This window comes from Pseudodonghicola flavimaris (assembly GCF_030164425.1).
GTDB lineage: Bacteria > Pseudomonadota > Alphaproteobacteria > Rhodobacterales > Rhodobacteraceae > Pseudodonghicola > Pseudodonghicola flavimaris.
The window spans coordinates 166,830-179,269 of the sequence record NZ_JASNJD010000002.1 but is presented as its reverse complement, the minus strand read 5'-3'; the positions used below and the strand labels follow the sequence as shown (position 1 = coordinate 179,269).

Below are 12,440 nucleotides of genomic sequence, written 5' to 3'. Positions count from 1 at the left end.
CTCGATACAGCAGCTTGGGTCGGTCGGCGGGGGATCGCGGCGGCCCGGCGGTAACCATCGGCCGTGGACAGACGACGTGGATGGATCGCGAGACAGAGAGACCCGACAGCATGCCGTGCTGATCGTCGAGACGGATATCGCCAGCCGTCTCGCGCTGGAGCATTTGTTCAGCGTCATCCTGCGTCAGCCGCTGCGGGCTTGCGCCGACTGTTCGGAGGCGATGGGTTTGCTGGCCGAAGGCTGCCGCCCGGCGATGGCGATCGTTGGCAAATGCGATCGCGCCGGCGCCGATCTGGAGCTGATCGCCTGTGCCGCGGCGGTCGGCGTGCGGGTGATCGCGCTGGATTGGCTGGAGCGTCCGGAACAGGCGGCAGAGGCCTTTCTGGCGGGGGCCTGCGATGTGGTCCGGGTGCCCTTTACCCTGAAGGAAATGGCACTGCGGTTCCGGGCCCGGCTGGTTGGGAGCCCGGGAGTCGGGCTGGCGGGCAACTGGAGCGATGAGCTGGATTTCGACGCGGATTGGGAGGCCGAGGCGGATATTGCGCTGCGCGCCGGGCTCACCGCGGCAGAGGCTCAGGTGGTTCATATCCTGATCAGTCGCAGCGGTCATATCGTCACCCGGGACGAGCTGAGCCATGCCATAGACCAGCGGCCCTGGGCCTATGGGGATCGCAAATTCGATGTCCATATCGCCAAGATCCGCAAGAAGCTTACGGCTGCTTTCGGGCATCGGATCGCGGTGCGAACCGAACGTGCCTCGGGATATCGGATGACATGGGCCAGCGACGAGAGCCCCGCCTCCGGGACGTAAATCGGGAAAACTGGTAAATTTCCGTCCGCCCGGCTGGGGCGGGCGTTGGTTGACGCGCGGGTCAAGTACGGAAATGTAAATCTTTGCTTTCGCTCTGGAGCCGCGCCTAGGTGTGGGGCGGACCTCTACCTCTGGTGGGTGGGGCTGAAATACTGCGCATATGTTGAAAACCCGCCGTGTCTGAGCGGTTTTGCCCGCTCTGTGGGCGATCTGAGTGTCGCGCGCGAGGGCTGGCGGCAACCCGGAGCCGGTGGGGGGCTGCCAAGGCCTGTGGGTAAGTTTAGCGCCCGGTTTACAAATGCAGCGTTCTCCTGGGGATCGAAACAAAATATATTGGTTTACATGCGTTGACCGGCAAAATGTGGGGGATCGGACTATGCAAAACGAAACGTTGTTGGAGTTGATCTGGAGTGGTGCGATCGAGAGCCGGAACGCGAATGGGGATTCGCCTCTGGCTGGTTTGCTCGACGCGCTGCTGACCGTACCGGCCATCGGGCTGGTCGGGGATCTCGGGGATGGGCGCGCGCATGCGTTCATGGAAAGCACAGAATTGATGCCCGGCGTTTCGCTGGGCGATGTGCTGGATCAGGAAATGGGTCTGGATGTGCCGCAGGACGCTGTGGTGCTGATCGAGCCGGCCTGTTCCGCCGATGCGGAGGTCTATTCCGGGAACCATCTGGGCCAGGTTCTGGGCGGCATCCTGATGCAGCTTGCGGGGGCGGGTGCCTCGCCTTTGATCCGGACCGAGGCGCTGCAGGCGACGGCGGGCGAACCGATGCGCGGTGCCATGCGGCCGGCGCTGCGGGACAGTGCGCGCCTTTATGCAGAGCCCGACCGGCGTGGTTTCCAGGAAGGTGCGCGGGCCTGATCGCAGCTGCGGTTGAGGGTCGCAATGCGCCGGTGTGGCCGGCGCCGCAAGGCCGCGTTAAGCGGCCTTTAATCACTTAAGCCTTTGCGAAACCATCGGCTTGTGGTCTTCTGCGGGCCATCAGGACGGCGGGTTCAGACACGCGGCGACAGGCGCGCGGCGTCGGAAATAATCGCCGCGGCAGAGGGGTGGGACGGAGCATCCGGCGGCCCGATTGAGGTAAGGCAGGACATGAGCGGTATCGGCACTTTGCTGTCTGTTCTGGTCACCGCACCGGCGGCCGGGCGCGGCCTTCCGGCTGTGGAACAGGATGGCTTTGCCGCGCTGTTTTCCGCCAGCCTGCCGGAGGGCGTGGTGCCGGCCAACAGTGGCGGTGCCGGCGATCCCGGGTCGCAGGCGGCGCAGGCGGACCTGGCGCAGCGGCTCGACACGATGGGCCGCCAGCTGGACCGGCTTTGGACCCGGGACCTGACGCCGGAAGAGGAGGCCGCGGAAGTGGCCGGGCTGTCGAACGATCTGGCGCAGGCGCTTGAGGATTTCACCGAGAAAGAGGGCGCTGTCCTGCTCACCCTGCTTGCGGCGCAGACGATCGTGGCGACGCCGGCGGCGACCGAGGCCGCTGCCACGGCGCCGGACACCTCGGCGCGGGCGCTTTTCGCCGGGGCCCTGCGGGCGGTGGGTCAGGCGCTGGGGCAACTGACCTCGCTCACGGCGGAGAGCCCTGCGCCGGACCTGGCGATGGGCACGGTCGGTGCCGCCAAGGTTGCGGGTCTGGAACCGGCGCCCACGGTGGTGGCGTCTGATGCGGAGGAGGCGCCGGCGGTTGCCATGGCCGCGTCGGCGTCTGGTCCGGACATCGCCGAACCCCTCGCGGCGCCGGCTAAGGACGGCGATGTCGCCGCCCGGATCGGGGCCTTCATCCCGTCTGTCCCGGACCGGGACGGCCCGGCATCGGAGGGCGCGGAGGTGTCGGAGGATGGCGTGCTGCCCGAGGATCTGGTGCTGTCCCGTGCGCTCGGTCGGGCGGCGGTCCCGGCGCCGGAAGGGGCTGAATTGCTGTCGCGGATCGTGGCGCTGGCCGGCGGGGCGGAGCATCGCGATGAACCCATGGCGGAGCGACGGATCAGCGATGCCGATATCCTCGCCATGGTGCAACAAGACGGTGGTCGCCCTTCCGTCCCGGACAGTCCCGGGCGGGTGGAGAGCGGCCGGGCCGAGCCGGCGCGGTTTGCCCAGGTGCTGGCCGACCAGGTCCGCGTGGCGGAGGTGAGCGAGGGGCGCACCCGGATCGAGCTGGCCCCGCGCGGGCTGGGCGGGCTGGAGGTGGATGTGACGACGGCGGATGACGGCACGCTCTCTGTCGTGGTGCGGGCCGAGAACAGCCAGGTGCTGAACGCGCTGCGGGCCGACCGCGAGACGCTGGCGCTGGCCCTGGGCGATCTCGGTGGCGGCAGTCTCGATCTGCAGGGCTTCTCGCCGCAGGGCGATTCCGGCGGAACGGACCGGGGCGGCGGCTCCGGCGAGCCGGGGGCCGAGGGGGCGGCGGATGCCACGGCCCCGATCGGGAGCGTCGCGGCGCATGAGGATGTGATCGGCCGTGGCCGGCTGGATATTGTGACCTGAGGGGGTAGACGATGGTGGATTTGGTCAGTGCGAGCGCAGGCAGCACGGCAACGGGCAGCACCAATTCGCTGTCGGCGTTGAGCGAGGATTATACCCGCTTTCTGACCCTGTTGACGGCGCAGATCGAAAACCAGGATCCGCTGGCGCCGATGGACAGCACCCAATTCGTGTCGCAGCTGGCGCAGTTGAGCCAGGTGGAACAGTCGGTGAAGACCAACAGCAATCTGGAAACGCTCTCGGCGCAGTTCTCGGCGCTGACCGCCACCACCGGGGCGCAGATGATCGGGCGGGAAGTGACGGTCTATTCCGAAACTCTGGTGCTTTCGGACGGGGCCAGCGACGGCTATTATCTGGTGGGCGACGGCGCCACCGAGGTGACGGCGGAGATCTACGATCCGCTGACCGAACGGGTGGTGCGGACCCTGACCGGGCTGTCGACCGAGGCGGGAGAGCTGCAGGCCATCGATTGGGACGGGTTGGACGATAGCGGCGAAAAGGTTCTGGACGGCACCTACAGCGTGACGCTGACCGCGGTCGGCAGCGAGGGGGAGGACGTCAGCGTCTATCCCTATCGCCGCACCACGGTGAACGAGGCGTTGTTTTCCGATGGTGAACTCTATTACCGGCTGCTCGGCGGCGGCACCGTGGCCTCCGGCGACGTGATGGCGGTGCGCTCATCGACCGGGGCGCCTAGTTGCTGCGGGGCACGGTCTGGGTCTGCAGCTCGTTGATACGGGCGGAGCGGACGGCGGGCAGGCTGCTGTTCAGCTTCAGAACGATCTGATCGGCGAGCGCCTGCTGATCGATCTGCACCGCCTGTCCCGGCGCGGTCCACAGCAGGGTCTCGGCCAGATCGGAGGTTGCGGCGATGGTCGCATCGCGCAGCCGGGCCCGGCCCTGGGCATCGCCCAGCCGTTCGAAGCTGGCGGCATCGGCGATGAACACATCCATGTCGATCACCACATGCAGGATCCGTTCGGGTTGCAGCACCTGAATGGTGAACCGCCCCAGCGGCATGACATAGGAGGTGCCGCCGCGCGCCGGTTGCTGCGTGCTGAGGCCGGCGGCCTGCTGCGGTCGGGGCATCAGCGCCCAGCCGACGGCAAAGCCGATGGCGCCCATCAGCAGGGGCGCCAGCAGGATGAGGAGCAGTTTTTTCATGCTCCGGCTCCGGTCAGTAGGGCAGGACCACGTCCAGCATATCCTCGCCGTAGCGCGGTTGCTGCACCCGGCTCAGCTGACCGCGGCCGCCATAGGCGATCCGCGCCTCGGCGATCTGGTCGTAGGAGATGGTGTTGTCGATGTTGATGTCGACCGGGCGGATCACGCCGGCCACGCGCAATTCGCGCAGCTCGTAGTTCACCTTGACCTCCTGCCGGCCGCCGATGATGAAATTGCCGTTGGGCAGTTCCTTGACGATCATCGCCGCGACGCGCAGCTCGATGGTCTCGTTGCGCTTGATCGAGCCTTCGCCGGACGAGGAGGAGGCGGAATCCAGATCAATGATATTGCCGCCGGTGGGCAGGTCGTTTTCGTCGACACCGGGCAGGATCTTGGAGATCTGGCCGCCATAGCCCAGGAACACCGGGTCGGCGGCGGTCTGCCCGCCGGTGCGGGAGCGTTCCGAAGCGTTCTTCAGCTGCGCCTGGTCGTCGATATCGATCACCACGGTCAAGAGGTCGCCCACCGCCTGCGCCCGCCGGTCGCCGAAGAAGCTGCGGGTGTTCTTTCCCCAGAGCCCGGAAGCTTCGGCCCGTTTCGGCGGCATCGCCGGTTCGACATCCGGCATCGGCACGCTGATGCGGTTGACCTCGGGCATGGTTTCGCCGTCGAGCACGACACCGCTCAATTGCGGATCGCGGTGCTTGCTGTACTGGCCGCAGGCAGAGAGGGCGAGCAGCGCGCTCAGCGCGGCGATGCCCAGCCGGCGGCGGGCGGGGTCACGATGGCGGATCAAAAGCTGGCCTCCACTACTCCGTCGGCGCGGGCGATGCCCACGATGGTCTTGTTGCTGCTGAGGTTCACCACCCGTACCTCCTGGCCCAGATGCGCGTCAGAGATCGCCCGGCCCTTGGCCGACAGCTGCAGCCCGCCGTAGCTGAGCTGGATCACCACCCGCTCCCCGCGTGAGATGATCACCGGCGGGATCACCGACTGCAGCTGCACCGGCCGGCCCGGGCTGAGCATCCGGCGCACCTGCATGCCGACCAGGTCCTCGCGTTCGGTTACGGCAAAGGCGTTGATGCGGACCCAGGGTAGCTCCACCATCTCGACGTCTTCGGGCTGCACGATGGTATCCGGCATCAGCCGGCGCACCGGCACTGGCACCGGCAGGGTCAGCGTCGCCAGGCCCCAGACGCGGGTGACCTCTCCGCTGTCGCGCACCACGTTGGCGATGAACTGGCCGGTATCGCGATCGATCCAGAATTCGCGGATAAATTCGCCCTCGGTCGGCAGATCGGCCGACATCCGGACGTTGAAAGTGCCCTTCGCGGGCATCTCGCTGCCATATTCCCGGGTCGCGCGTTCGGCCACCAGATCGGCGATCTCGGCCGCCGGCAGGGTGGCGGGAACCAGCCCGGCGACCATCGCCAGCGCGGCCAGCCAGCGGCGGGCGCGGCCGGGGCGCAGGACACTGCAGAGGAGGGCGGGGCGCGACATCGGGATTATTTGATCTCGTTGGCGGTGGACAGCATCTGGTCGGCAGTCTCGATCGCCTTGGAGTTCATCTCATAGGCCCGCTGGGCCGAGATCAGATCGGTGATCTGCTGGATGATGTTGACGTTGGAATTCTCCAGATAGCCCTGGCGGATGATCCCGACCCCGGCCTCTCCCGGGGTGGTCAGCGTCGGCTCGCCCGAGGCGGTGGTTTCCTCCAGCATGTTGTTGCCGATCGGTTTCATCCCGGCTTCGTTCAGGAAGATCGCCATGGTCATTTGGCCCAGTTCCACCGGCTCCGGATCACTGTCGACATAGGCCATCACCACGCCTTCGCTGTTGATCTCGATCTTGGTGCTGTTGTCGGGGATGGTGATGCCCGGATCGATTTCATAGCCGTCGAGAGTGACGATCTGCCCTTCCGAGCTGACCTGGAAGCTGCCGGCGCGGGTATAGGCCTGGGTGCCGTCGGGCCGGTTGATCACGAAGAACCCCTTGCCCTCGATCGCCATGTCCAGTTCGTTCTCGGTCTGCGACAGGCCGCCCTGGGTGTTCAGCCGGACGACGCCGACGCTTTGCACCCCGAGGCCGACATTCATGCCGACCGGCCGGGCGGTGCCCTCGGTCGAGGTCAGCGCGCCTTCGGAATGCACCGACTGATAGATCAGGTCCTGAAAGGCGGCGCGGCCGCTCTTGAAGCCGGTGGTATTGGCGTTGGCGATGTTGTTGGCGATCACATCGACATTGGTCTGCTGTGCCAGCATCCCCGTTGCCGCAATCCCGAGTGCTTTCATTGTCTTGCCCTTCCTGTTCGCCTGCCTGGGGGCCGCGGATCAGACCACGTTGCCCAGCCGTTGGATCGCCTGCTTGGTCAGATCGTTTTCGTCTGTCATCAGTTTCGAGGCGCGCTCATAGGCGCGCTGGATATCCATCAGCCGGGTCATCTCCAGGATCGGCCTGACGTTGCTCTGCTCGATAAACCCCTGCGACAGCCGGGTATCGGTCTCCGGGATGACTTCGCCCAGGTCCTCGCCGGAGAGGTAGAGCCCGTTGCCCATCGGCACCAGCTGGTTGACATCGGGCAGGCGGAAGATGCCGATCTGCCCCAGTACCCCGCCTTCGAGGTCGGTGATCGTGCCGTCCTGGGTGAAGATGATCTGCTGCCCCAGCGCCTGCGGCAGGGTGATCGGATTGCCGGCGCGGTTCAGCACCGGTGCGCCGCTCAGCGTGGCGAGCTGGCCGTCGGCATTCACCGTCAGCCGGCCGTCGCGGCCATAGGCGGTGGCGCCGCCCTCGGTCTGATAGGACAGCCAGCCCTCGCCGGTCAGGGCGATGTCCAGCGGGTTGCCGGTGGCGATCAGCGCCCCCTGGCTCATGTCGGTATAGGTGCCGTTGTCCTGCACATAGCTGGTCGCCATGTCGGGGTCGCCGCCCTCGGGCTCGATCGATTCAAACAGCGCCTGGGTCGATTTGTAGCCGGCGGTCGAGGCGTTCGCCATGTTGTGCGCCGCCAGATCCATGCTGCGCTCTAGCGCGGTGGCGAGAGACAGCGAGACGTAATTTCCGTTGCCCATCTGCGCGCCAACCCCCTAACACGTCTCTGGCAAGAACAAATCCGAAAGATTATCGGTGCAATACGCGGTTTTCTATGGCAGACTATCCATCAATGTAAGTATTAAGGCAAGGTATATTTGGATACTGCCAAGAACAACTGATGGCGTGCATGAAGAAACCGATGGCACTGGGGGGTGCGGGGCTGGTTGTCCTGCTGATGGGCGGGCTCGTTGCCGGCCCGGCCCGGCCGTCGGGCGCGCCCGAGGGTGACGGGCTGGCGATGCCGCCGCTTGCGGCGCGACCCGAACCCGGGGTGGGCGCCATCACCGTCCTGAACCTCACCCGCTGGCCGCAGCAGCGGTTCCATGAACAGCTCAGCCAGCGGATCGATGCGCTCAGCACCGCGCATGGGCCGGAGCGGCCGGGCGTGCTGCTGGATATGGCGGAGATGTTTCTGGCGCAGATGATGCTCTACGAGGCGGGATCGGTGCTGGACGGGGTCGAACCGCAGGGCGTGCGGGACCGGCGCCGCTGGCGGGCGATGCGCGATGCCACCGATCTGCTGTCGGGTCAGGCGGTGACCGATCTGGCGGAGTCGCCGCTCAGCGATCCGGCGCGTCCGGACCGGGGGCTGTGGCAGGTGCTGCAGGCGATCGCGGCCGGCGAGGCCGGGCGGTTGCGCGACAATCTCACCGCCCTGCCCGGGGCGCTGGCGGCGCAGCCGCGGGCGGTGCGCCGTGCCCTGCTGCCCGGTCTGGCGGAGGCGGCGATCGAGGCCGGCGATCAGGCCGTGGTGGCGGAAATGCTGATGATGGTGGCAGAGCTGCCCGATCTCTCCACCGGGCCGGTCGGGGCGTTCCTGCGTGGCCGCTCGGCGGAACTGACCGGGCGGGCGAGCTCGGCGCTGGAGGCCTATTTCGACGCCGCCCGTGGCTGGGATCGCTATGCCGCCCGGGCGCGACTGGGGCTGGCGGGCATGGCGCTGGAGAATGGTGGCACCGGGGCGCTGCTGGCGGCGCGCGATGTGCTGGAACATGGTGCCGACGCCTGGCGTGGCGACCGCTACGAGCTGGAGGTGCTGCAACGGCTGGCCGAGGTCTATGGCAGGATCGGCGACAATGTCGGCGCGCTGCTGGTTCTGGGCAAGCTGATGCTGCATTTCCCGGACACGCCGGAGGCAGAGGTGGCAGCGGAGCAGGCGCGCGGCGATCTGGCGGCGGTCTATGGCGACGGGGCAGAGGGGCGCCTGCCGCTGGCGAAATGGCTCTCTGTGCATCTGCAGCTGGTGCCGCTTTATCGCTACTTCCCCGATTTCGCGCTGCAGACCGAAGTGCTCGCGGATCGCGCGCTGGAGATCGGCGGCACCGATCTGGCGACGGTGGAATACCGGCGGGCGTTGGCATTGACCGCGGAGCTGGCAGAGGGCGCCGAGGCTTCGGAGGCCGCGGAGTTGGCCGCGCATGCGCCGCGGCTGCAACTGAAACTGGCCGGGGCGCTGGCCCGGGGCGGACAGCTGGCCGAGGCGCGTGCGGTGCTGACGCAGATCGACGGCAGCCCGGACCCGATGCTGAGGCAGGAGGCCAATGCGCTGAAATCGCGCATTCTGGCGGAGCTGGGCGAGACGGCCGAGGTGCTGCGCACCCATGTGCCGGCGCCGGCCGCACAGGATTTGCGCAATGTCGCCCGGGCGCTGTGGCAAGGGGAGAACTGGCTGGAGGCGGTGCAGTTTTACCGCCGCCTCTGGACCGATTTTCCGCAGGATTTCGGCGCCCGCGACGCCTCCTATCTGCTTTTGGCGGCGCGCCGGACCGGCGACGAGCGGACGGCGGCGATGGTGATCGAGGCTTTCCCCGATCTGACTGCCTCGGCCAGCTGGATCGAGATTGCCCAGAGCCTGATGGAGCAGCCGGCGCCGATCGCGCCGCTGAGCGAGGACAGCGCGGCCCAGCGTCTCGACAGTCTGGAGCGGGCACTGGGGACGATCAGCGACACCGGGCTGTAACCGGCGGGGCGCAGGGCGCTACCAGACCTTGGGGGATGCCCGATATCTGCAGGCTCCGATCCCCGAAATCCCGAGATATTGCGGTTTTTCCAGTTTTTTAAACCGGGTTTAAAACCGGGTGCTGTATCTCTGAAGCAAAATACTCAATCACCAGAAGAGTGGGCGGCGGTCAGATGAGCATTTCCAGTGCATTGCAGACAGGGGTGAGCGGGCTCAAGGCCAACTCCGAAGCGGTTGGCAGTATTTCCGAGAACATCGCCAACGCGAATACCGTGGGCTACAAGCGCGGCTTTGCGGCCTATGTCACCACCTCGGCCTCGGGCGGGTCTGATACCACCGTGCGGTCGGTGGGCACGGTCGCGCAGAGCACGGTGAGCGAGGCGGGCAGCCTGCTGTCCACCAGTTCCTCCACCGATCTGGCGATCGCGGGCGAGGGGTTCTTCATCGTTTCGGTCCGGCCCGACGAGTCGGTCGAGACCAACTATCTGCTGACCCGCGCCGGATCGTTCGAGGCCGACGAAGACGGTAATCTGGTCAATGCGGCAGGCTATTATCTGGCCGGCTACCGCTATGACCTGAATGGCGAGCTCGCCGATGTCGACCGCACCACCTTCGGGAACATGGAAACGGTCAACGTCGCCGACATCACCCTGACCGCTGAGGCCACCACCGAAATCACCGTTGGCGGCAACCTGCCGTCGCAGGACACCGGGCTGGCCGATCCGGGCGCGGCCTTCACCTCTTCGTCGGAATATTACACTGCTCTGGGCGAGGCGCAGCGGCTGAACTTCTCCTGGCAGCCGACCGCCACCGAGAACGAATGGCTGGTTACCATCTCCGATGCCGACGGGGCGGAGCTGGGTTCGGTGACCATCGATTACAACGATTCCGGGGCACTGGCCGGATCGCCTGCCGGTTATTCCGATGCGACCTCAGCCGCGACGGCGCCTTCGGCCTTCGATTTTGACACCGCGACCGGGGTGGCGACGCTGACGCTCGACACCGGGGCGACACCGCAGACCCTGTCGGTCAACTTCGGGGCGCCGGATACCTTCGATGGCCTGACCCAGTTCTCCGGCGATTTCTCGCAATCCTTCGATCGCGACGGCTCCAGCGTCGGCGAGTTGACCAGTACCGAGATCGACGAGGACGGCACGCTCTACGGCGTCTTCGACAACGGCCAGCGCCGCGCGCTCTATCAGATCCCGGTGGGGACCGTTGCCAACCCGAACGGGCTGAAAGAGGTGCAGGGCAACGCCTATGCGCTGACCAAGGATACCGGCAACTTCATCGCGCTTGAGGCCGATACCGGTGCCACCGGCGCGGTCACCTCCTTCGCGCTGGAGGCCTCCAACGTCGATATCGCCGAGGAAATGACCGAGCTGATCAAGGCGCAGCGATCGTTCTCGACCAATGCCAAGATCATCACCACCGTCGATGAGATGATGGATGAGACCACGCAGCTGAAACGCTGATCCACCTCAGCGTTCAGGGGATAGAAGATGAGCCTTTCCAGGGCGTTGAATGTTGCCTCCAGCGGGTTGGCGACGGCGCAGTTCCAGACTCAGGTCGTGTCGGAGAACATCGCCAACGCGATGTCGGAGGACTACGTCCGCCGCGAGGCGGTGCTGATCACCACCCATGGTGGTGCCTCATCGGTGGCGGCGGTCCAGCGTGAGGTCGACAGCGCGCTGATCCGCATGTCGCGCGCCGAGAGCGCCAAGATGGCACATCAGCAGGCGATCTACGAGGCGCTGGACGATTACACCGTGTATCTGGGCCAGCCCGGTGACGGGCTTTCGGTGTCGGACAAGTTTTCCGATTTCAACACCGCGCTGACGACGCTGGTGAACATGCCGTCCTCGACCGAGGCGCAGTCGGCGGCGGTCTATGCCGCCGAGGATCTGGCGACCTCGATCCGCGATCTCAGCGGCACCCTTTCCGAGGTGCGCTCGGACGTGGAGATGGAAATCCGCTATGAGGTCTCCGACCTCAATCAGGCGCTCTACGATCTGGCTGATCTGAACAGCCAGATGGGCAGCATGCCGGCCGGCACCCTGGCGGCGGCAGAGGTGGCCGACCAGATGGACGCGCTGCTGGACCAGGTCTCCGGCATCGTCGGCGTGCGGATCAGTTATAACTCCGACAGCACGGTCAGCGTCTATACCACCGGCGGCGCCGCGCTGCTGGAAGGCACCCAGGTGCAGGACGTGAGCTATAACGCGGGCGAGGGCACCTTCTTCGCCGGTGAGGTCGAGATCACCCCGAACAAGGACGGTGTGCGCGGGATCGAGGAAGGCAGCCTGGTCGGTTTCGCCGAACTGACCAATGAGATTCTGCCGCAGTTCCAGCTGCAGCTCGACGAATACGCCCGGGCGCTGATACAGGCGTTCGAAAGCTCGGACACATCGCTCGCGGCAGGGGAGGCCGGGCTCTTCACCGACAACGGGGCGGCCTACGATCCCGACGCGCTGGACGGGCTGGCCAGCCGGCTGACGGTGAACAGCAAGGTTTCGCACGACGGCGATGCGGAGATCTGGCGGATCCGCGATGGCATGGGGGTGACCTCGGAAGGGGCCGCGGCCGATGCGACCCAGATCCAGAGGTTCATCGATGTGTTCGATACCAAGGTGGATGCCGATCCCGCCACGGGGCTGAGCGCCTCCATTTCGCTGGCCGATTTCGCTTCGGAACTGGTCAGTGCACAGGCGTCGGAAAGCACCCGCGCCGAGAACAGTTACAGCGCGGCGAGTTCCGCCGCAGAGCTGGTGGCCGCCTCGCGCGAGAGCGTCGAGGGCGTCAATATCGATGACGAGCTGCAGAAGCTGCTCCTGATCGAGCAGAGCTATGCCGCCAATTCCAAGATGCTGACAGCCGTGGCCGAGATGCTCGACACGCTGCTGGCCGCCGTCTGAGGAGACTGA

12 protein-coding genes are annotated in these 12,440 nt (G+C 66.3%); 7 read left to right on the top strand and 5 right to left on the bottom strand.

Annotation, left to right across the window (positions count from 1 at the left end):
* The first annotated feature begins 76 nt into the window (after nt 1–76).
* The 4 genes from QO033_RS03535 to QO033_RS03520 all read left to right on the top strand — a co-directional run bounded on the left by QO033_RS03535 (nt 77) and on the right by QO033_RS03520 (nt 4,033).
* Complete coding sequence (locus QO033_RS03535) at nt 77–811, top strand: winged helix-turn-helix domain-containing protein (RefSeq protein ID WP_284479550.1); 735 nt, start codon at nt 77–79, stop codon at nt 809–811.
* A gap of 376 nt (nt 812–1,187) precedes the next feature.
* Nucleotides 1,188–1,679, top strand: coding sequence for a hypothetical protein (locus QO033_RS03530; RefSeq protein WP_284479549.1), 492 nt, complete (start codon nt 1,188–1,190; stop codon nt 1,677–1,679).
* 231 nt (nt 1,680–1,910) lie between these two features.
* The gene (locus QO033_RS03525; RefSeq protein WP_284479548.1) at nt 1,911–3,302 is read left to right on the top strand and encodes a flagellar hook-length control protein FliK; all 1,392 of its coding nucleotides are present in this window, start codon (nt 1,911–1,913) and stop codon (nt 3,300–3,302) included.
* Nucleotides 3,303–3,313: 11 nt separating this feature from the next.
* Nucleotides 3,314–4,033 (top strand): flagellar hook assembly protein FlgD, encoded by a 720-nt coding sequence (locus tag QO033_RS03520; protein ID WP_284479547.1) that lies wholly within the window; start codon nt 3,314–3,316, stop codon nt 4,031–4,033.
* Here the strand turns inward: QO033_RS03520 and QO033_RS03515 are convergent.
* Genes QO033_RS03515 through flgF form a run of 5 tightly spaced genes read right to left on the bottom strand, consistent with a single transcriptional unit; the run spans nt 3,993 to nt 7,534 of the window.
* On the bottom strand, nt 3,993–4,463 hold the full coding sequence (locus QO033_RS03515) for a flagellar biosynthesis protein FlgH (RefSeq protein WP_284479546.1): 471 nt from the start codon (nt 4,461–4,463) through the stop codon (nt 3,993–3,995). The genes QO033_RS03520 and QO033_RS03515 overlap by 41 nt on opposite strands.
* Before the next feature lie 13 nt (nt 4,464–4,476).
* On the bottom strand, nt 4,477–5,259 hold the full coding sequence (flgH, locus tag QO033_RS03510) for a flagellar basal body L-ring protein FlgH (RefSeq protein WP_284479545.1): 783 nt from the start codon (nt 5,257–5,259) through the stop codon (nt 4,477–4,479).
* Entirely contained in the window at nt 5,256–5,963 is a 708-nt protein-coding gene (gene flgA, locus QO033_RS03505; protein WP_284479544.1) for a flagellar basal body P-ring formation chaperone FlgA, read from the bottom strand. Before flgA ends, flgH begins: the two co-directional genes overlap by 4 nt.
* Nucleotides 5,964–5,968: 5 nt before the next feature.
* Entirely contained in the window at nt 5,969–6,754 is a 786-nt protein-coding gene (flgG, locus tag QO033_RS03500; protein WP_284479543.1) for a flagellar basal-body rod protein FlgG, read from the bottom strand.
* 39 nt (nt 6,755–6,793) lie between these two features.
* On the bottom strand, nt 6,794–7,534 hold the full coding sequence (gene flgF / locus QO033_RS03495; protein WP_284479542.1) for a flagellar basal-body rod protein FlgF: 741 nt from the start codon (nt 7,532–7,534) through the stop codon (nt 6,794–6,796).
* A 149-nt stretch (nt 7,535–7,683) separates the two neighbouring features.
* Between flgF and QO033_RS03490 the strand changes: the two genes are divergently transcribed.
* The 3 genes from QO033_RS03490 (at nt 7,684) to flgK (ending at nt 12,431) form a co-directional block, all read left to right on the top strand.
* Entirely contained in the window at nt 7,684–9,516 is a 1,833-nt protein-coding gene (locus tag QO033_RS03490) for a hypothetical protein (protein ID WP_284479541.1), read from the top strand.
* A 173-nt stretch (nt 9,517–9,689) separates the two neighbouring features.
* A complete protein-coding gene (locus QO033_RS03485; protein WP_284479540.1) occupies nt 9,690–10,991 on the top strand; it encodes a flagellar hook protein FlgE in 1,302 nt (433 codons plus the stop codon).
* A gap of 27 nt (nt 10,992–11,018) precedes the next feature.
* Nucleotides 11,019–12,431, top strand: a complete 1,413-nt coding sequence (gene flgK / locus QO033_RS03480; protein ID WP_284479539.1) for a flagellar hook-associated protein FlgK — start codon at nt 11,019–11,021, stop codon at nt 12,429–12,431.
* Nucleotides 12,432–12,440 lie beyond the last annotated feature (9 nt).

What these genes read in the sequence shown, in the direction of transcription:
- QO033_RS03530 (WP_284479549.1), top strand. Translation starts at nt 1,188, where the DNA reads ATGCAAAACGAAACGTTGTTGGAGTTGATCTGGAGTGGTGCGATCGAG.
- QO033_RS03525 (WP_284479548.1), top strand. Translation starts at nt 1,911, where the DNA reads ATGAGCGGTATCGGCACTTTGCTGTCTGTTCTGGTCACCGCACCGGCG.
- QO033_RS03520 (WP_284479547.1), top strand. Translation starts at nt 3,314, where the DNA reads ATGGTGGATTTGGTCAGTGCGAGCGCAGGCAGCACGGCAACGGGCAGC.
- QO033_RS03515 (WP_284479546.1), bottom strand. Translation starts at nt 4,463, where the DNA reads ATGAAAAAACTGCTCCTCATCCTGCTGGCGCCCCTGCTGATGGGCGCC.
- flgA (WP_284479544.1), bottom strand. Translation starts at nt 5,963, where the DNA reads ATGTCGCGCCCCGCCCTCCTCTGCAGTGTCCTGCGCCCCGGCCGCGCC.
- flgG (WP_284479543.1), bottom strand. Translation starts at nt 6,754, where the DNA reads ATGAAAGCACTCGGGATTGCGGCAACGGGGATGCTGGCACAGCAGACC.
- flgF (WP_284479542.1), bottom strand. Translation starts at nt 7,534, where the DNA reads ATGGGCAACGGAAATTACGTCTCGCTGTCTCTCGCCACCGCGCTAGAG.
- QO033_RS03490 (WP_284479541.1), top strand. Translation starts at nt 7,684, where the DNA reads ATGAAGAAACCGATGGCACTGGGGGGTGCGGGGCTGGTTGTCCTGCTG.
- QO033_RS03485 (WP_284479540.1), top strand. Translation starts at nt 9,690, where the DNA reads ATGAGCATTTCCAGTGCATTGCAGACAGGGGTGAGCGGGCTCAAGGCC.
- flgK (WP_284479539.1), top strand. Translation starts at nt 11,019, where the DNA reads ATGAGCCTTTCCAGGGCGTTGAATGTTGCCTCCAGCGGGTTGGCGACG.